This window comes from Bifidobacterium sp. CP2 (genome assembly GCF_018555635.1).
GTDB lineage: Bacteria > Actinomycetota > Actinomycetes > Actinomycetales > Bifidobacteriaceae > Bifidobacterium > Bifidobacterium saguinibicoloris.
On the sequence record NZ_JAFEJX010000014.1, the window covers coordinates 20,990 to 39,746 of the forward strand.

Consider the following 18,757-nt stretch of genomic DNA (forward strand, 5'->3'; position numbering starts at 1 on the left):
ACAGTATGCCGCACCGCGGCCGCGCGCGGCCGGTTTCCCGACCCATGTGGTCGGAGCCTCCCGAACCCTTGGAAAACCTCGGTTCTTGTGTTCGCCGGACAATGTGGATAACTTAGAGGGCATGCATACAACCGACGCCGACCGTGCCCTCATCGAACCCCGCATCACCGCCCTGGTGGCCCAGCATACGGGCGTCCCCGAGGATGTCCCCGGGGACGACGCCGTCCCCCGGGTCTGCCGGAACACGATGGACGGGGTCGTCGCGCAGGGGGTCGCCTCGAGCGAGGGCGGCAAGCGCCTGCGCGCGCTGCTCGCCCTGTCCGCCTACGACGCGTTCGGCGGCGTCTCGGCCCGCAGAGGCGCGATGGTGGACCTGGCGTGCGCCATCGAGGTGTTCCAGACCGCGGCGCTCGTGCATGACGACATCATCGACGAATCGGATCTGCGGCGCGGACGTCCCAGCGCGCACAAGGCGTTGGAGGACTTCGCCGGGAACGTGGCCGTCGGCCGCGGGCTGGGGCTTATGCTCGGCGACCTGCTGGCCACGGCCTGCGTGTCCATCGCCAACGACGCGGCCGGCCGGCTTCCGAACTCCCCCGCGCTGGTGGACGCGTTCCTGAACATGCAGCGCGAAGTGGAGATCGGCCAGGTGCTCGACCTCGCCGTCGAGCAGGCGCCGCTGGACGAGCCGGACGCGCTCGTCGAAGCCTCGCTCGGCGTGTTCCGCTGGAAGACGGCCAGCTACACCACCATCGCGCCGCTCGAACTGGCGCTGCTCGCCGTGGGCGCGCCGGCCGCACGGGCGAGGGAGCTGGCCCTCGCCGTCGGACGCCCGCTGGGACTGGCGTTCCAGCTCGAGGACGACCTCATCGACGTGACCGGGTCGAGCCGCACGAGCGGCAAGCCCGTCGGCGGCGACATCCGCGAGGGCAAGCGCACGGTGCTGCTCGCCGACGCGATCGCCGGCGCCGACGGCGGCGAACGGGACGAACTCATCGCCATGTTCGAGGCGGAACGGCGCGACGCGCACGACGTGCGCCGCGCCATCGACCTGTTCACGTCCACCGGCGCCGTGGCAAGGTCGCGCGCCAGGATCGCCGAGCTGTGGGACGAGACGCGGCTCGCCATCGCGAAGACCACGCTCAACACGGCCCAACGCGCCTCACTGACCGCCATGTGCGCGAGGTTCGTGCCGGACGTGGCCGGACGCTAGAGTGGTGCGTGACATGTCCATGCATTTGAGGGATCTACGATAACCACTATGAGTGAAGCCGCACAAGCGCCCGAAGGCCGGATGATCGAAGGACGCTACCGCATCGTGCGCCAGATAGCGCAGGGCGGCATGGCCACCGTGTACGAGGCCCATGACGAGCGCCTCGAGCGGACGGTGGCCGTCAAGGTCATGCACACGCAGCTGGCGCAGGGGCCGCACCGCGACCAGTTCATCGAACGCTTCAAGCGGGAGGCGCGGTCCGCCGCGCAGATCGCGAACCCGCACATCGTGCAGGTGTACGACGCAGGCGAGTTCGAAGGGCTCGCCTATCTGGTCATGGAATACGTGCACGGCGTGAACCTCCGCCAGGAGATGCAGCGGCAGGGCACGTTCACCGTGCGCGAGACGCTGCGCGTCGTGGCGGAGACCTTGGACGGCCTCGCCGCCGCGCACCGGGTGGATGTGGTGCACCGGGACATCAAACCCGAGAACATCATGCTCAACGACCGCGGCCACGTGCAGATCACCGACTTCGGCCTCGCGAAGGCCACCTCGCAGGCCACGCTCTCCTCCACCGGCATGCTGCTGGGCACCGCCGCCTACCTGCCGCCGGAGACCATCGAACGCAACGAGGCCCTCCCCCAGGGCGACCTGTACGCCGTCGGCATCATGGCCTGGGAGATGCTCGCCGGCACGGTGCCGTTCATCTCCGACAATCCGGTGACGCTCGTGTTCAAGCACGTGCACGAGGACGTGCCGTCCCTCGAGACCGTCTGCCCCGGCATCCACCCGCACGTGGCACAGTTCATCGCGCACCTCACCGCACGCGCCATCGACGCGCGACCCGCGGACGCGACGGAGGCCCTCGACGAGCTGCGCCGCATGAGCTCCACGCTGCCGTTGGACGCGTGGGGATACCGTCTGCCGACGGCCGGCGCGACGGGCGTGAACGGCGCCGCGCCGCAGACCACGCCGAACGGCGCGACCGAACCTCCCGTGACGGCGCCTCCCGCGCCGCCGATGCCTCCCGCACCCCGGAAGACCGGCTCCGGCGCGGCTACATCGGACATCCCGCCCACCACGGCGATGGACCAGGGTGCCACCCAGGTGCTCGACCCCATGCGCGACACCGCCGGCACGCAGGTCCTGCCGCGTACCAGCGCCCCCGGCGTCGCAGGCGCGGACGGCGACGACTTCCTCGCCGACTTCGCCGCGGACGGCTCCCCCCGGACCGGAGGCGCGGACGCGGGTCCCATCCCCGCGCATCACGCCGCCCCCGCATCGGACGGACGGAAGGCCACGGACGGCGTCACCGGCGGTCCCGCCGCCAAACCGCGTCGCACGGTGAACAAGGCCGCCGTCATCGCCGTCGTCGTCACGCTCGTCGTGGCCTTGACCGCAGGCGGAACCGGCGCATGGTGGTACTACCTGGGACCCGGCAGCTACTGGGCGCTGCCCAAGCCGGACGACATCACCTGCACGCAAGGCAAGGCGTGCACCCTCGACGACGCCGTCTGGAAACGCTACGAAAGCACGCTCAAGGTGACGGGCATCCCCTACAAGGCCGTCACCGACTACAGCGACACCGTGGCGGAGGGCGCCATCATCGCCGCGCGCGTGGGCGGAGCGGACGCCACCGTGGACATGCACATCAGCAAACGGCATCCCTCCACGCTCCAGGTGACGGTATCCAAAGGCGTGAAGACGGCCACGATCCCCGCGGACATCCTCGACGCCTCGTCCGGGAACGGCAAGGCGCCGTTGGACGCGTTGAAGGCCGCCGGATTCACGAACGTCAAGCACGACGAATCCAAGGACGAATACTCGATGACGCTGCCCGAAGGGGCGGCGCTGAGCATCTCCCCCGACCCGGGCACCACGCTCAAACACAACGACGAGGTGACCGTGACCCTGTCCAAGGGGCCGATGCCGGTGACCATGCCGGACATCGTGGGGCGTACGAAGGACGACGCCAACGGGCTGCTCGCCGATCTGAAGCTCTCCGCGAACTACAGCGAGGAGTACAGCGACACCGTGGACGCGGGCAAGGTCATCTCCGCCTCCCAGAAGAAGGGCGCGCAGCTGCATTGGGGCGACACCGTCGACGTGGTCGTCTCCAAGGGACCGGAGATGGTGACCATCCCGGACGTGCGCGGACAGTCCTACGACGACGCCGCCAAGGCGCTGCAGGCGCTCGGCCTGGACGTGAAGAAGTCGGCGCCGCTGGGCGACGTGACGCACACCGTGCGCCTGCAGGACCCCGCGCCCGGCCAGCAGGTGCGCATCCGCGACGCGAACGGCACGAAGACGGTGGTCACGCTCACCGTGGTGTGACGCCGCGCAGCGTACCCACAGCGTACGGCACACAGCGCGCCCACGGCGCAACTCAGGTGCGACTCGGGTACGTGACCCGGACGTGACGACATGCCGCGGCTAGGAGCGGCTATGACGAGGGGCGGTCCCTTCCCGAAGAGGAAGGGACCGCCCCTCGCATGTCGTCCCGGCTTACTCCTGCGCGGCCTTGGCCTCCTCGGCCTCCTGCTTCGCCTTGAGCTCGGCCTTGACCTTCTGCGCGTATTCGGGCACGTACTCCTGGCCGCTGAGCTTCTGGATCTCGGCGGTGAGACGGTCGGTGAGCCCGCGCAGGTCGTCGTGCGTGATCTCGTCCGCGGCCTTCCTCTCCACGTGGATCGGCTTGCCGTAGATCACCTGGGTGCGGCCCTTCCTCGGGATGGACGTGCCGATGGGCTGGAGCTTGTCGGAGCCGATGAGCGCCGTCGGCACGATCGGGCAGCCGGTCTCCAGGGCGAGACGCGCCACGCCGGTATGCCCCTTGTACAGGCGGCCGTCCGGGCTGCGGGTGCCTTCGATGTGGATGCCGAACAGGTGGCCGTCCTCGATGATCTCGCGCGCATGCTCGAGCGCGCCGAGCGACTTGTTGCCGCCGGAACGGTCCACGGGGAACACGCCCACGGACGTGAACCACCACTTCTTGAACTTGCCCTTGAGCCCCTTGCCTTCGAAGTATTCGGCCTTGCCCATGAAATGCACCATGCGCGGGCAGGTGATCGGGATGAGCGCGTCGTCGATGACGGCGAGATGGTTGGCGGCGATGATGGCACCGCCCTTGCGCGGGATGTTCTCCAATCCCTTGGCGGTGGGGCCGAGACGGCGACGTGCGATGGGACCGAAGACCTTGACGAAGAACCAGTAGAGCACTGCGTTTCCCTCCCCGCGCGAACACCCGCGGCAGATTAGAGTGGTGTGTATGACTGACCTCAACAATACCAACGCCGGCGACGAGCGCACAAACCCCTCTTCGGATGACGGTTCGGCGGACAAGCCGGACCTCGGCAACCTCGACGCGGCGTGGGCGGCGTTCGAGGCGGAGCATCGGGACGACCTCGACGCGGTGGCGTCCTCGCGCAACGCGAAACGATTCGAAAAGCATGCGGAGCGCCGGGAGAAGGAGCGCCTCCTCGACATCGGCGACCTCACGCCGGATGCGTTCTCCCGCACCGGAGCGAGCCACGGGCCGCGCGACTTCACCGGTTCCAGCTGGCTCGACACGGACCAGGTGATGGACGCCTACGATGATGGCGGCTTCACTCCCCCGAACCCCACGATCGGCCCGGTGAAGCGTTCGACGCTGATCTGCTGGATCCTGTTCGTCGTGGGGCTGGTGGGATCGGCCGCCACGATGTTCATCCCGGGGCTCGCCTCGGTGCCGTTCCTCGGGTGGCTGCTCGACTTCCTGTTCGGCATCTGCACGGTCGTCGGCCTCGGCGGGCTCATCAGCAAGCTGCTGGGCCGCAAGCGGCAAACGGGCGACCGCGGCGGATACTTCGACGACGGCGCGCGCGTGTGACGCCCCGGCCGGCGGCCGTCCGTGATCGTCCGTCACCGTCCGTCACCGTCCGCGGACGTCGGCCCGTCACGAGTTGAAGTCGATGGACTCTTGCAATTCGGCGATCATCGCCTTGGCCGCGTCGAGCGGCTTGCGCTTGCCAAAGACGACATCCTGCTGGTAGCGCACGATGGTCTTGTCGAGTTCGGAGGCGCCGTTCGGCGTGATCGCGGGAGGCTCGCCCAGCGTGGACCGGACGCCGTCGACGAAGTCGAACGCCGTGCGGTCGGTGCCGGTCGCCTGCGCGGCGAGGTCCTTGCGGATGGCGTTGTTGGCGGGGATGCCGCGTTCGGTGCCGAGTATGCGGCCGGCCTCCTTGCTGTTGACGAGGTAGTCGACGAGCATCGCCGCCTCCGCGGGGTGCTGGGACTGCGATGAGATCGCCCAGTACATGCCCGGTTTGAGATACATGGACTTCACGTGCGGATCGACCTGCGGCAGCGGGACGAGCGTCATGTTCGTCGTGCCCGCGGCCTGTGCGTACGGGGTGATCTGCGTGGTCTGGGTGAGCATCATCGCCTGCCGCCCCTTGCCGAAGTCGCTGTCGTTCATCGCGGCGGTCGTGTTCTCGCTCCAGCGTTCCGCACTGCCTTCGACGCCGTCGCGCGCCCATTCGGCGGGCAGTTCGAGGAAGGACGCCAACGTTTCCGGGGCGATTGCGACGCGGTTCCCCTCGAAGAGGCTCTCCCCGTGCTGGCGCGCCCACAATTGCAGGCCGTAGCCGTTATTGGGGGCGATGGCGCCGATGTCCTTGCCTCCGGAGCGTTCGGTGACCTGCTTCGCGAAGTCGGCGAACTCGTCCCACGTCCAGCGGCTCGTGTCCGGCAGGGTGAGTCCGAGTCCGTCGAGCACGTCGTTGTTGACGATGACGCCATACTGGGTGGTGGTCATCGGCACGGCGACCTGCCGGCCCTCCACCTGGCCCATCCGCTTCAGCGAGGCGTCCATGCCGTCGAGGTCGAGGTACTTCGAGGCCTTGTCCAGGTCGAGCAGGGATCCCATCGAACCGTAGAAGGCGAGGTAGAGCTCGTCCATCTGCATGACGTCGGGCGCGTTGCCGCCGGCGGATTGGACGGCGAGCTTGTCCCAGTATCCGGTCCAGTCGGCGTATTCCGTGTCGACGTGGATGTTGGGGTGCCGCTTCTCGAACGCCGCGACGGCCTGCTCAGTGGCCTTGATGCGCGCGTCGCCGCCCCACCAGTCGAGGCGGATGGTCACGTCGCCGTCCGAGGGAACGACCGGCACGTCGGAGGCGCCGACGGAGCTGCCGCACGCGGCGGACGCGCACAGGACGGCGGCGGTCGTCGCCGCAGCCAGATACTTCCTCAAACGCTTCATCGTTATCTTCTCCTTGCATGGGCAATGGCATGGATGCGTGTGTCATCAAGGCGCACCGAGGGAAGGCGTACGAAGGTACGTCGACCGAGGGGCAACGCGGATGACGCTCCATCCATGTCACTTGCCTCCGGTCGTGGCGATGCCCTGGACCAAATACCGTTGCCCGAACATGAAGACGAGGAACAACGGGATCAGCGATACCACGCTCATCGCGAACATCGGGCCGTAGCTGGACTGCGATTGCGAGTCGATGAACGTCCTGAGGGCGATCGGCACGGTGATCATGTCCGGCTTGGTCAGGTACAGCAGCTGGCTGAAGAAGTCGTTCCACGTCCAGATGAACGTGAACACGGCGCAGGTGCCGATGGCGGGCTTCATCAGGGGCAGCAGGATCTGGAAGAAGATGCGGATGTGGCCGGCGCCGTCGATCTTCGCGGCCTCGTCGAGGTCGCGCGGGAGCCCCCGCAGGAACTGGTAGAACAGGAACGTGAAGAACCCGTCCATGGCGAGGAACTTCGGCAGGATGAGCGGCACGAACGTGTTGATCATGTGCAGCGAGTTCCACATGATGTACTGCGGGATGACGACCACGTGGATCGGGATCATGAGCATGAGCAGCATGAAGCCGAACAGGAGCCTGCGGAACCGGAACTCGAGGCGCGCGAAGGCGTAGGCGGCCATCGAGCAGGTGAGGATGTTGCCGACGATCGCGAACACGACGATGATCAGCGAGTTGAGGATGTACCGGCCGAACGGGTGGCTCAGCGCGTTCCAGCCGGCGGCGTAGTTGCTCCATACCGGGTTGGTGACGACGAGGCCCATGTCGGTGAAGATCTCGTCCTGCGGGCGCAGCGAGCTTGCGATCATCCACAGGATCGGATACAGCATGAGGATGGCGACGAGCAGCACGACCACCTGCTTCGCGACGGCGGCGACCGCGCGTGCGACGGCCCTGCCTCTGTCCGGCCGCATGCCTTCGCCGGAGCCGAGGTCGGCGTATGCGGACGTCATGTCGATGTCGCCCGTTGCGCGGGATGCGCGGGATGCGCGAGTCGTCATTGTCGTGTCAGTCATCGTAATGCACCCAGAGTTTCGAGAGAGCGAAGTTGATTCCGGTGAGCTCGGCCACAATCAGCACCATGATCCAGGCCAGCGCGGAGGCGTATCCCATTCGCAGGGAGGCGAATCCCTGCTGGTAGAGGTACAGCGTGTAGAAGAGGGTCGAATCGGATGGGCCGCCGGTGCCGCCGGAGACGACGTACGCCTGCGTGAACGTCTGGAACGAGTTGATGACGCTCATCACCAGGTTGAAGAAGATGATGGGGCTCAGCTGCGGCAGCGTGATGGACCGGAACTGCCGCCATCTGCCGGCGCCGTCGACGCTGGCCGCCTCGTACAGTTCGCGTGGTATCTGCCTCAGGCCGGCGAGGAAGATGACCATCGGCGAACCGAACTGCCAGACGTGCAGCGCGATGAGCGTCCAGTTGGCGGTGTCCGGATTGGCGATCCAGCTCATCGTGGTGTGATACCCGAACACGCCGAGGAACGCGTTGAACAGGCCGTCCGTGCCGAACACCATGCGCCACAGGACCGCCACCGCCACTGATCCGCCGAGCATGGACGGCAGGTAGAAGGCGGAGCGGTAGAACGCGAGCCCCCGCATGCCGTGGTCGAGGACGACGGCGAGCGCGAGCGCCGCCACGAGCTGCAGCGGCACGGAGACGACCACGTAGGTCAGGGTGACCGTCAGCGAGTTCAGGAACCGCGGGTCGGCGAGCATGTGCCGGTAGTTCATGAGGCCGACGAACTGCGGCGGCTTGATCATGTTGTATTTCGTGAACGAGATCGCCAGCGAGTACAGCATGGGGATGAGGCTCAGGAACACCGCTCCGATGAGCCACGGGGCGAGGAATCCCAATGCCGCCTTGGTGTCCTTCGGTTTGTCCTGTGGTGTGCGCCGTTCCTTGACGAGCGCGCCGAATTCCGCGAATGAACTCACGATGTTCCTCCCATGCCATGCCACCCTCATCGGCGTGATGACTTCAACGATATCCGTCCGGCGGCGCCGTTGCCACTTGTTGCCAAAATTGCCCTGCGCCGTGTCGCGGGAGGTCGTGCGCCCGCGCGCGGGTATGACGAAGCCCCTCCCTGGGGAGGGGCTTCGTCGTGGAATCGGACGGACGGGAGGCGGGACCGTCCCCGTCGGCGTCACGCCTGGGTCTTGGCCTGGGCGGTGGCGATCCACTTGTCGAGCAGGGCCGCGGCGGCACCGGAGTCGACGGTGCGTTCGGCCAGCATGTACGCCTCGCGGAAGCGTTCGGCCAGTGTGCCGTCGCCGACCAGATGCCCGTCGGCGACGATGGCGGACGCGGCGTTGAGCAGCGCGGTGCTGCGCGCGGGGACGTCCTTGCCGGCGAGGAAGTCGCGGAACGCGGCGGCGTTGACCTCGGGCTCGCCGCCCTTCAACTGGGCGACGTCGATCTTCGCGAGTCCCAGTTCGACGGTCGGGTCGAACTCGGTCTCGGTGACCTTGCCGTCGCGGATCTCCCACACGGAGACCGGACCGGTGGGCGCGAGCTCGTCGAGCCCCTCATGGGAGGTGTACACCATGCCGGACTGGCCGTTGGCGGCGTACACGGCGGCCATGATCGGGCTGACCTCGCGCTTGGCGCAGCCGATGGCCACGTGCGCGGGCTTGGCCGGGTTGGTCAGCGGGCCCAGCACGTTGAACACGCAGGGGATGCCGAGCGCGGCGCGAATCGGACCGACGAAACGCATGGCCGGGTGGAAGGTGCGGGCGAACGCGAAGGTGATGCCCACCTCGTCGCCGACCTCGCCGACCGCTTCGGGACTGAGGTCGAGCGGCAGGCCGAGCGCCTCGAGCACGTCGGCGGCGCCGCACTTCGAGGAGGCGGCACGGTTGCCGTGCTTGACGATCTTGACGCCGGCGGCCGCGGCCACGACGGAGCCCATCGTCGACAGGTTCACGGTGGCGAAGCCGTCGCCGCCGGTGCCGACGATGTCGGTGGTCTCGCCGGAGACCTTGAGCGGCACCGCGTGCGACACCATCGCCTTGGCGGCGCCGGACACCTCCTCGGCCGTCAGTCCCAGCTGCTGCTGCATGGAGAGGGCCGCTCCCACGGCGGCCGGGTTGGCGTTGCCCTTCATCAGGTCATCGACGAACCATTCGGATTCCCCGGCACTCAGGTGGTCTCCCCCGACCAGCTTGGTGAGAATCGACTTCCATGTGATCTCTGCCATTGTTCCTCCTTGGCGCAGATGGCGCCTTCATACCACGTGACGCGGCTCATTGTAGCCGTCCCGTGTTTCCCGCTCCCACGGCTTCCATATTGCAGAAGGCCGGATATGGTGACGGCGCGGCGCCCACCCTCATCGGATGGGCGCCGCGCCGTCACCACCGCACCCGATCGTTCCAGGTACGGCGGCGGATCACGCGGTTTCGCCGCGCGTCAGACCCTGCGACGCAGAGCGAGCGCGACGCCGCAGACCACCGTCAGCAGCACGGCCGCCACGGCGATGGGCGCCACGGACGCGCCGGTGCGGGACAGGCTTCCGGCGTGGCCCTTGGCGGGGTTCTTCTTGGACGCGGCGTCCGCCGTCGTGCCGTTCCCCTTGCCGGTGGTGCCACCCGGCTGCTGGCCCTGACCCTGCTCCTGGCCCGGGGTGCCGGGCTGCGGATTCGTGGGGTTGGTGTCGGACGTCGGTTCGGCGAGGTCCACCGTGACGGCGTCGGCTCCGACCTTGGCGCTCGTGGTCAGCAGCGTCTTGCCGTCCGCAGAGGTGACGGTGACCGTGTAGTCGCCGGCGGGGACGCCGTCGATAGCGTAGCGGCCGTCGGTTCCGGTGACGGCGGTGTAGGCCTTGCCCCCGGCCTGCGTGCCGGTGAAGGCGACGGTGGCGCCGGCGACCGGGTTCTTGCCCGAGTCGGTGACGGTACCGCTCACCTTGGCGAACGCAATCTCGAAGACGCCCGGATCCGGGGTGTCGGAGACGTCGGCGCCGGAGAAGTCCTTCGCCTTGAGGTCGTCCGCGGTCAGGTAGCCGAACGTGAAGGTGTTCGCGTCGAGCGTGTACTTGACGCCGGTGCCGTCGATGGCGGCGTCCACCGGCCTGAGCGCGTCGACCGCGTCGAGGCCGACCTTCTGGTCGCCGGTCTTGAGGACTCCGGCGAACGGGGAGGCGTCGAGGTTGACGGCGGAGGCGTCGGCGTCGTTCTTGCCGGCGTTGACGTAGACGTTGTGGCCGTAGGTGACCTTCTTGTTGGTCTGGTAGCCGACGGGCGCGTTGGTTCCGTCGCCGCGGTTGTAGTAGAAGATGTTGTTGGTGAAGTTCCAGGTGTCGTCCTTGGAGCTGTCGGTGTTGATCCACGGGCCGTTCCAGTTCGGGTCGGACTGGTAGACCACGTTGTTGTAGATCTCGAAGTGGCCGCCCCACACGTAGCCGTGGAACGCCGCCCAGCCGCTGTCGGCGATGACGTTGTAGCGGATGATCACCGTGTTGTAGTCGTATCCGCACAGCAGGAAGCCCTCGCCGTTGTTGTGGATGTAGTTGCGCTGGATGACGACGTTCGTCACGTTGCGGTCGGGGTCGATGGCGTTGGAGTCCGAGCCGCCGGCCTTCTTCTGGGAGTCGAAGACCTCGTTGCGCTGGACCATCACGTCGTCGTCGAAGTACAGTTCGATGCCGCACACGCCCGGGTGGGCGATGACGTTGTCCTCGACGCGGCCGCCCCTGACGCTGGTCAGGTAGACGCCGTCGCCGTTGTACACGCCGGCCTGGTCGATGTCGTTGCCGCGCACCACGACGTTGGTGTGCATGCGCGCGTTGGACTTGTAGCCATTGGTGGCGCGGCCGTCCCACGCCGCGTACTTGTGGGAGCCGCCGTACCACTGCTTGATGGTGAACGCGGCGAACGAGTTGCGTGCGAATTCGTTGTGTTCGACGGTCACGTCGCTGAACACGGTGGCCTCGCCCGTGGGCTTGAAGGTCTCCATGAGGATGCCGCCGGTGCGCTTGGAGAAGTCCCAGCCGCCGGCCATGAGCACGCCGTTCGTGGACTTGGCCATGTCCGCGCGCGCCTGGTCGAAGTCCTTGGCGATCTGCGATTGCGTGATCCACGCGACCTCGCCGGTCACGTCATGCACGTAGAGGTCGTGCAGGTCGAAGCCGCTGAGCGTGGACGCGGATTGGCCGTAGATGTGGATGCCGCGAAAGTCGCCCACCAGGGCGCCGTTCTTCTCGTCGATGGCGCCGCCGTTGTTGCCGGTGAAGCCGGCGGCCTCGTTGCTCACGTCCAGTCCGGAGATGTCCCAGTACTGCTGGTCCTTGAGCTGGACCACGTCGTTGACCTTCGCATCGCCTTCGAGCACCGGGCGGGAGCCGTTCGCGGAGCCGTAGGAGCCGAGGACGATCTTCGCGGAGGCGCTGCCGGAGCCCAACGGATGCAGCAGCGCGGTCGGGTTGTCGTAGTCGAGCTTCGCCTCGCCGGTCGGCTGCCAGGTGTCGCCGGCCTTGAGCAGGATGCGGTCGCCCGGCTGGAAGGTGGTCTCATTGACCTTGTCGAGCGACCACGGCTGATCCTCCGACGTACCCGAGTTCGTCGCGTTGCCGCTCGTCGAGACGTAATAGGTCGTCCCCGTGGTCTGCTGCGTCTGCTGCGTCTGCTGAGCCGTGTCCGTACCCGTCGGGCCGGCGGCCTGCGCCAACGGCGCCGCCAGTCCCATCAGCATTGCGGCCACGACCGTCACGGCGACCGCGCGTCCGCCTGCACCTGCGCCAAATACCATGGTTCTCTCCTTCATTGGTTTCATTGAATTGCGGAAATCCTCCCCCGATTTCGTGGAGGATGCCTCCACGCTATGCACGTGCGCCACGGCCCATCGATTGTTGCCCGAGGTTGCCAGATTCCCCCGGACACGCGGGAATGGGCGGAAACGGCCGAAAACGACATGACGGGCCCCCGCCCGTCACGCATGTCTGCAACCATGCGTGACGGTCAGGGACCCGTCATCCGAAGAGGGGAGGAATCACTCGGTGGTCTGCGGCCAGCATTCCTCGTACTTGATGCCGGTGAGCTGCTCGACGGTCTTCTTGGTCTCCGGATCGACGTCCTTCTTCAGGCCGCCGTTCTTGAGACGGTCGATCTCCTTGAGCAGGACCGCGTCGGTCTTCTTGTCGAGCTTCATCGTCAGGGAGATGATCCATGCGACGGCGAGACCGGCGATAATCCACCACACCAGCACGGTGCCGATGGCGTTGACGGCCTGTTCGGGCTGCGGCTTGCCGGCCTTGAAGGCGGTCTCAACGAAGCCGTTGGCGCCGAGGTACCAGCCCCAGGCCATGGCGGACAGGCCGGCGGTGATCTTACGGGCGAACTGCTGGAAGCCGATGTACAGGCCGCCACGGTTCTCGCCGGCCATGATCATGTCGACGTCCGGGATGAACGGGAACACGTTCCACGGGATGAACCAAGTCATGGCGCGGAAGACGAGCCACCAGACCATGACGACGTAGAGCGCGATGTTCCAGGTGTCGGTGTTGTTCTGGGCGGCGGTCTGCCAGAGGGCCCACAGGCCGAGCAGGCCGATGATGGCGCCGGCGAAGTTCAGGGAGAACATCCTGCGCGGGCCGAGCTTGGCGAACAGCCAGCCGAACACCGGCTTGAGCGGCTCGCCGATCAGCGCCATGCCCAGCAGGGCGGAACCGAAGGCGACGGGCTTGTTGAGGTTGTAGAGCACGAAGAACAGCCACACCTGGCCGAAGATGTCCAGGAAGGACTGGCCGAGCAGGTAGATGAGAATATGCTTGCGGAAGGTCTTGTTGCGCAGGGTGGAGAAGTAGCCGGCGAAGATGTCACCCACACCCTTGAGCCACTTGCCGAAGTCGAACTTGTCCTTCTTCTCGGCCTCGATGGCGGCCTCGTCGAATCCGGCCTCCTCCGGGGTGAGCTCCCAGGTGGACTTGTAGGCGATGAACACGAACACGGCGAACAGCGCGATGAAGAAGCCCATCGAGATGGTGTAGGAGGAGCTCTGCTTGTCGCCGAGGGCCTTGAGGAACGCGGCCATGCCCAGCGGGATCACGGCGGTGGAGATGCCGGAGAACAGCATGCGCGTGGTGGAGAGCATGGTGCGGCCGTTGAAGTCAGTGGTCATCTCGTTGGGCAGCACCGAGTACGGGGTCATGATGAGCTGGTTGGCGATGATCCACAGCGCGTACACCACGAAGTAGGCCCACACCGGCATGCCGGGGACGAACATGAGGATGGTGACCAGCAGCGTGGGCACGCCGAGGAGAATCAGGAAGCGGCGGCGGCCGAACCTGCGGCCGATCTTGTACTTGTACAGGTTGTCGGACAGGGTTCCGAACACGAGCGCGGAGAAAGCGGCGAGCATCGTCGCGATGCCGACGATGGAGCCCGCCTGCGCGACCTTGAGGCCGGCGAACGTGGTCCAGAACAGGGTGAGGTAGGTGGCGATCTGGCCGAAGCCGCCGCCGTAGAAGTCGCCGAACGCGTATCCGATGGCGTTCAGCAGCGTGATCTTGCGTCCCTGAGGCGCGTTAGCCTTGGGGGTGGTTGCCTGCTGTGTCATTGCAGCATCCTTTCCATTCCCGCGCGTGGGTGGCACCCCGCGCACGGGTCCTTCCCGTTCCATGGGTGGCACCCCATGGAACGGTTTTTCTTGTCTGTCGATGTCTCCGGATGGCACTCCGGAGCCGTCTGGCTCCTTCCGGACCGGTGGAGCTGCCGGGTCCGGTCAGACGATGGCGATTCGGGTCAGTGTTGCCACTTGGCCTTCATGGCGGCGAAGATCTCGTCGTCGGTGGGATGGTTCTCCATGTTCATGATGACGAACACGTCCTTCTCCCACTCCGGGTAGGTGAAGTCGCGCAGCCACTGGTAGTAGTGCGGACCGTCGCCCACGCAGCGCAGGTAGCCCATGAGCTGCTTGGCGACCCAGGCGGACTGCTTGACGTCGGTCAGGCAGTCGTTGCGCCAGAAGTCCTTCCACACGCCGTGCTCGCGATCGCGCATCGCGCGGTCGCCGGCGGTGAACTCCTCGGAGGCGAGGCCCGCCTCGTAGAACGCATGCTTCCAGTCCTCGTCGTATCCGGCGAGCAGCGCGTCGCACACATGGACGGCGGCGGCCACCGAATGCTCGTAGATGCCGGCCTCCACGCCGATGGAGTCGCGGATGAGTTCGGCGGCGTCGTCCTGGCCACGCAGTTCGGCGGAGATGGCGGCGAGTTCGACGTGGTCGGACAGGTTGCGGTAGCGTTCGACGGCCGGGGCGACCAGCCCGCGGTAGAACTCGATCTGCTCCTTGAGCGTGGCGGCGTCGTGCATCCAACGCAGGTCCTGCGCCGGTGCCTGGCGGTCGCGCAGCCACTGGGTGATGAGCATGCGGGGCACGTGGTTGAAGTACTGCTCGCCGGCGTGGTCGTCCCAGTTGGGCCCGTACTGCACGGCGGCCTTCCAGTATTCCTCGTACAGGTTGAAGACCGCGTCGACGTTGTCGCCGCCGTAGTATTCGGCGATGTACTCCCTGGCGACCTTCTCGTAGTCGATCCGGCCTTCGCGCCAGATCGCGGCGATGAAGTTGAGGAAATAGACGTGCGGCTTGATGTTGGAGGCGTTGACGATCCACACGTCGTCGCCGCCGTTCGCGATCACGTCCTCGAGCTCCTTGGCCACGAGGCGCGGGTCGTTGCAGATGTCGGTGATGTGGTTGGCGGCCTGCAGGTCGTAGAAGCTCGCATGGTAGTAGATGCCGTTGTCGCCGTCGTTCGTCGGCATGGCGGGCACGCGCGGGTTGTTGTTCTCCTGGCGGCGGGAGACCATGCGCCCGAAGCCATTGTCGGCCCAGATCTTGGCGACCTGCTTGGGGTAGGTGAGAACGCCTGCACGGTAGAGCTCCATGGCCTCGCCGTACAGGTAGATGACGCACTGGGCGCCCGGGTCCGCCTCCTGCACCATGTCGTACTGGCGCTGGATGATCTCGGAGAGCAGCTTGCCGCGGGCCTCGTCGGTGGCGTAGCGGGGGTCGAAGTTCCAGAACGGCTGGTCGCCCTGGCCGCGGAAGCCGAGGGTCCACACGGTGCGCTTGCCCTTCTGCTCCTCGATGGCCTCGCGCCACAGGGCCTCGAAGCGCGGCTCCTCCTCCGGCCACTTGGGGCTCACGCCCGGGTAGGCGGCGGCGAACATGCGCGCGCCGAGCGGGCAGGCGTGATGCTGGTTGATGTAGAAGCCCATGTCCTGGGCGAGCTTCAAGTGCGGCTCGCCGCGCTGGCCGGAGCCGGGAATCACCATGTTGCCGCCGAGACGGTACACGGTCTCGAAGGCGAGACGCCACGGCTTCTCCTTGTCGTTGTCGACCTGCCAGTCCTCGAGCAGCACCTCGTCGTTGACGAAGAAGCCCTTGTACTTGACGGCGGTCGGCTTGGACGTGAGCGCGAAGTCGTCGGCGACCTCGATGGAGGGGACCGCCTCGAACCGCTGGTCGTTCCAGAACCAGAAGTCGTTGACGCCGAGGATCTCGCGGCTCACCGCATACAGACCATAGATGAATCCGAAGTCGTCGCCGGCGTGGATCTCGAGGTCGCCTCCGGCGACGCGCACCTCGTAGGTCTCCGGGTTGTGCGGGCCTTCGACGAGCACGATGTCGGCCCCCGCGGCGTCGGACGGCGACAGCGTCTTCGCGAGGTCGCGCTCGAGGTCCTCCACCGCGAAGGAGACGGCCTTCGACGGCGTCGCCCCCGTAATCCTCGTCGAGGATGTGATGGTTATGGACATGGTTCCTCCAGGTGAAACTTGTCTCTTGGCTTGGCGTTCGGGCCCGGGCTACCACGCTCCGGAACCGTTGACATGATTTATGTTCGCGCGTATGGTGACGCCCGTTGCGCTTGTTGCACAAGGTTGCCATAATGTTGCCGAACGGTGTTCCGGCATGATTCGAAAGGCGGCGGCATGGGAAGGAAGACCACCATCTACGACATCGCCCGCGAGGCGGGCGTGAGCCCCTCGACGGTCTCTAGGGCTCTGTCCCAGCCGGGCCGCATCTCGGCGAAGACCGAGTTCCGCATCCGCCGCATCGCCGAGCGGCTCGGCTACCTGACGCCGGACCCGGACGGCTCGGGCGAGGGGATGCCGGCCACCGGCATGATCGCCGCCATCGTGCCGACGCTGACCAACTCCCTGTACGCGACCACGGTCAACGCGATGCAGCGCCGCCTGGAATCGAAGGGATACGGCCTCATCACCCTGGACACCGACGGAAGGCCGGCGATCGAACGCAAGGCCATGTCGTACGTGATGCGCAACGTGGACGGCGTGGCGCTGCTCTCCTCAAGACTGAGCGAGCCGGACATCCGCCGCATCATGCTGGTCAAACCGATCATCCTGCTCAACCGTTCCGTACCGGGACTCGCCAGCGTCACCATCGACGCGGCCCACGCCATCGACGACGCGGTGCACCGCCTCAAGGAGACGGGGCATTCGTCCATCACCTATCTTGCCGGCCCGGCGAGCTCGTGGTCGAACGAATACCGGCGCCGCTTCATCCGCGCCGCGGCCTTCCGCTACGACATGACCTACCGCGTCGTGCGCGAATGCGCCCCGAGCATCGCCGGCGGCGCCAAGGCCGTCGACCAATACCTCATCCGTCCCACCGACGCGGTGTTCGCCTTCAACGACGACCTCGCGGCCGGGTTCATCGCCGCCGTGCGCCGCAACGGCCTGCGCGTCCCGGAGGACGTCTCGGTAATCGGCTTCGACAACGCCGAGATGTCGTCGATGCTCTCCCCCACGCTCGCCACCATCGACATGCGGGGCGAGGACATGGCCGTCGCCGCGTCCGACGCGCTGATGGACGCGGTGCGCAACCCCACGGGCGTGAGGCCCGAACCGATCGCGTTGGAGGCGACGTTCGTGCCGCGCGACTCAGTGAACCCGCACAAGCGCTCGACGATGAAGCTGGGACCGTACGCGGAGATCAAACGCTCGAGCGACACCATCGTCGTCACCGTGCTGTCCAACGCGTTCAACGAGACGATGCCGCGCATCAACGAGTTCATGCGCACCCATCCACGCATCGTCATCGACCCCATCGAAGGACGCACGCAGGAGAACACGCTGGCCCTGTACTGGGAGAGGGTCATCAACCACCGCTCCGTACCCGACGTCATCAACGTCGAACGCACCGCACTCCCCCAGCTGGCCGCATCCGGCGCCCTGCAGGACCTCACCGACGAACGGCTCGAACGCGAGCTGGCGCCCCTCGTGGACCGCGCCTCCTGGCAATCGGCGCACTACGCGGGCAAACTGTACGGCATCCCGGGCGACCAGTCGCAAACCGTGATGTTCTATCGCGCCGACCTGCTGGAACGCTACCGGCTCGAAGTGCCGCGCACCTGGGACGAGTTCTACGAGGAGGGCGTGGCGCTGCGCAGCCGCAACCCACGGCGGACCATGGGCCTGCTCGACCTCGGCAACGTGCAGCACTACCTGTCGTTCTTCCGCGCGGCCGGCGTACGGCCATGGACGATGGAGGACGATTCGACGATCGCGTTCCACATGACCGACGAGATGGTGGTCTCGGTGGCGCGGTTCCTCCAGCAGTGCATCGACGACGGCGTGCTCAACGCCGAACCGATGTGGGACAACCGCTACATGCAGCCCCGTTCGGGCTCGTACCTGACCGTCACCCACGCCAACTGGGTGGGCAAGATCCTCGCCGCCTCCTATCCGCAGGACAAGGGCCTGTGGAAGGTGGCGCTGCCGCCGGCGTTCGTGGATCCGGCGACGGTACAGACCTCGGAGATCGGCGGCTCCACGATGGCTATCAGCGCCGGACTGCCCGAGATCCGCCGGCGCGCCGCGCTGACGTTCATCCGCTGGTTCCAGCTCGATCCGGCGTCGGTGGAGCTGCGCGCGCCCGGCGGCGTGTCCGCGGCGGCCGGCTATGTGGAGGACCTGACGCGCCGCGGCACGACCGACCCGTACTTCGACCAGCCGATCTACGACGTGTACGCGAAGTCCGCCGCCCACGTGAACCGCGACTGGGACAACCTGCCGTTCTACAGTCAGCTCGATGCCGAATTCGTGCGTCTCATCGCGCCCGCGCTGCGCCCCGGTGGCGACAGCGCCTCGTTGCTGCCCGAATGGGAGCGGCGCCTGAAGCTCTACGCCACCTCCCAGGGCTTCACCGTGCGGTGACGACGTCCGGCGACGTACGTGATATACGAGGGCGCCCCGCCGATGTCTCCATCGGCGGGGCGCC

Annotated in this window: 12 protein-coding genes; 4 read left to right on the plus strand and 8 right to left on the minus strand. The window is 66.8% G+C overall.

Features of this window, described 5'->3' with window-relative positions; translation table 11 throughout:
- Positions 1–121: 121 nt before the first annotated feature.
- Both JS531_RS09660 and JS531_RS09665 read left to right on the plus strand, forming a co-directional pair.
- Positions 122–1,213, plus strand: a complete 1,092-nt coding sequence (locus tag JS531_RS09660; protein WP_214315519.1) for a polyprenyl synthetase family protein — start codon at positions 122–124, stop codon at positions 1,211–1,213.
- 48 nt (positions 1,214–1,261) lie between these two features.
- Positions 1,262–3,547 (plus strand): PASTA domain-containing protein, encoded by a 2,286-nt coding sequence (locus JS531_RS09665; RefSeq protein WP_214315520.1) that lies wholly within the window; start codon positions 1,262–1,264, stop codon positions 3,545–3,547.
- Positions 3,548–3,718: 171 nt separating this feature from the next.
- Here JS531_RS09665 and JS531_RS09670 read toward each other — a convergent pair whose 3' ends face one another.
- The gene (locus JS531_RS09670; protein ID WP_214315521.1) at positions 3,719–4,432 is read right to left on the minus strand and encodes a lysophospholipid acyltransferase family protein; all 714 of its coding nucleotides are present in this window, start codon (positions 4,430–4,432) and stop codon (positions 3,719–3,721) included.
- 49 nt (positions 4,433–4,481) lie between these two features.
- On the opposite strand from JS531_RS09670, the gene JS531_RS09675 reads away from it, so the two are divergent.
- Entirely contained in the window at positions 4,482–5,081 is a 600-nt protein-coding gene (locus JS531_RS09675; RefSeq protein ID WP_214315523.1) for a hypothetical protein, read from the plus strand.
- A 66-nt stretch (positions 5,082–5,147) separates the two neighbouring features.
- Here JS531_RS09675 and JS531_RS09680 read toward each other — a convergent pair whose 3' ends face one another.
- The 7 genes from JS531_RS09680 to JS531_RS09710 form a co-directional block, all read right to left on the minus strand.
- A complete protein-coding gene (locus JS531_RS09680; protein WP_214315525.1) occupies positions 5,148–6,458 on the minus strand; it encodes an extracellular solute-binding protein in 1,311 nt (436 codons plus the stop codon).
- A 117-nt stretch (positions 6,459–6,575) separates the two neighbouring features.
- Entirely contained in the window at positions 6,576–7,532 is a 957-nt protein-coding gene (locus JS531_RS09685) for a carbohydrate ABC transporter permease (RefSeq protein WP_240542161.1), read from the minus strand.
- Positions 7,525–8,457 (minus strand): ABC transporter permease subunit, encoded by a 933-nt coding sequence (locus JS531_RS09690; RefSeq protein ID WP_214315527.1) that lies wholly within the window; start codon positions 8,455–8,457, stop codon positions 7,525–7,527. Before JS531_RS09690 ends, JS531_RS09685 begins: the two co-directional genes overlap by 8 nt.
- A gap of 209 nt (positions 8,458–8,666) precedes the next feature.
- Positions 8,667–9,719: an anthranilate phosphoribosyltransferase gene (gene trpD / locus JS531_RS09695; RefSeq protein ID WP_214315529.1), complete on the minus strand. Its 1,053-nt coding sequence runs from the start codon at positions 9,717–9,719 to the stop codon at positions 8,667–8,669.
- Positions 9,720–9,928: 209 nt separating this feature from the next.
- Entirely contained in the window at positions 9,929–12,265 is a 2,337-nt protein-coding gene (locus JS531_RS09700) for a carboxypeptidase regulatory-like domain-containing protein (protein WP_214315531.1), read from the minus strand.
- Positions 12,266–12,505: 240 nt separating this feature from the next.
- Positions 12,506–14,071, minus strand: coding sequence for an MFS transporter (locus JS531_RS09705; RefSeq protein ID WP_214315533.1), 1,566 nt, complete (start codon positions 14,069–14,071; stop codon positions 12,506–12,508).
- 185 nt (positions 14,072–14,256) lie between these two features.
- Positions 14,257–16,272, minus strand: coding sequence for a glycosyl hydrolase 115 family protein (locus tag JS531_RS09710; protein WP_214315535.1), 2,016 nt, complete (start codon positions 16,270–16,272; stop codon positions 14,257–14,259).
- Between the two features lie 174 nt (positions 16,273–16,446).
- Here JS531_RS09710 and JS531_RS09715 point away from each other — a divergent pair, with 174 nt between their 5' ends.
- Positions 16,447–18,693, plus strand: coding sequence for an extracellular solute-binding protein (locus tag JS531_RS09715; RefSeq protein WP_214315537.1), 2,247 nt, complete (start codon positions 16,447–16,449; stop codon positions 18,691–18,693).
- Positions 18,694–18,757: the final 64 nt, after the last annotated feature.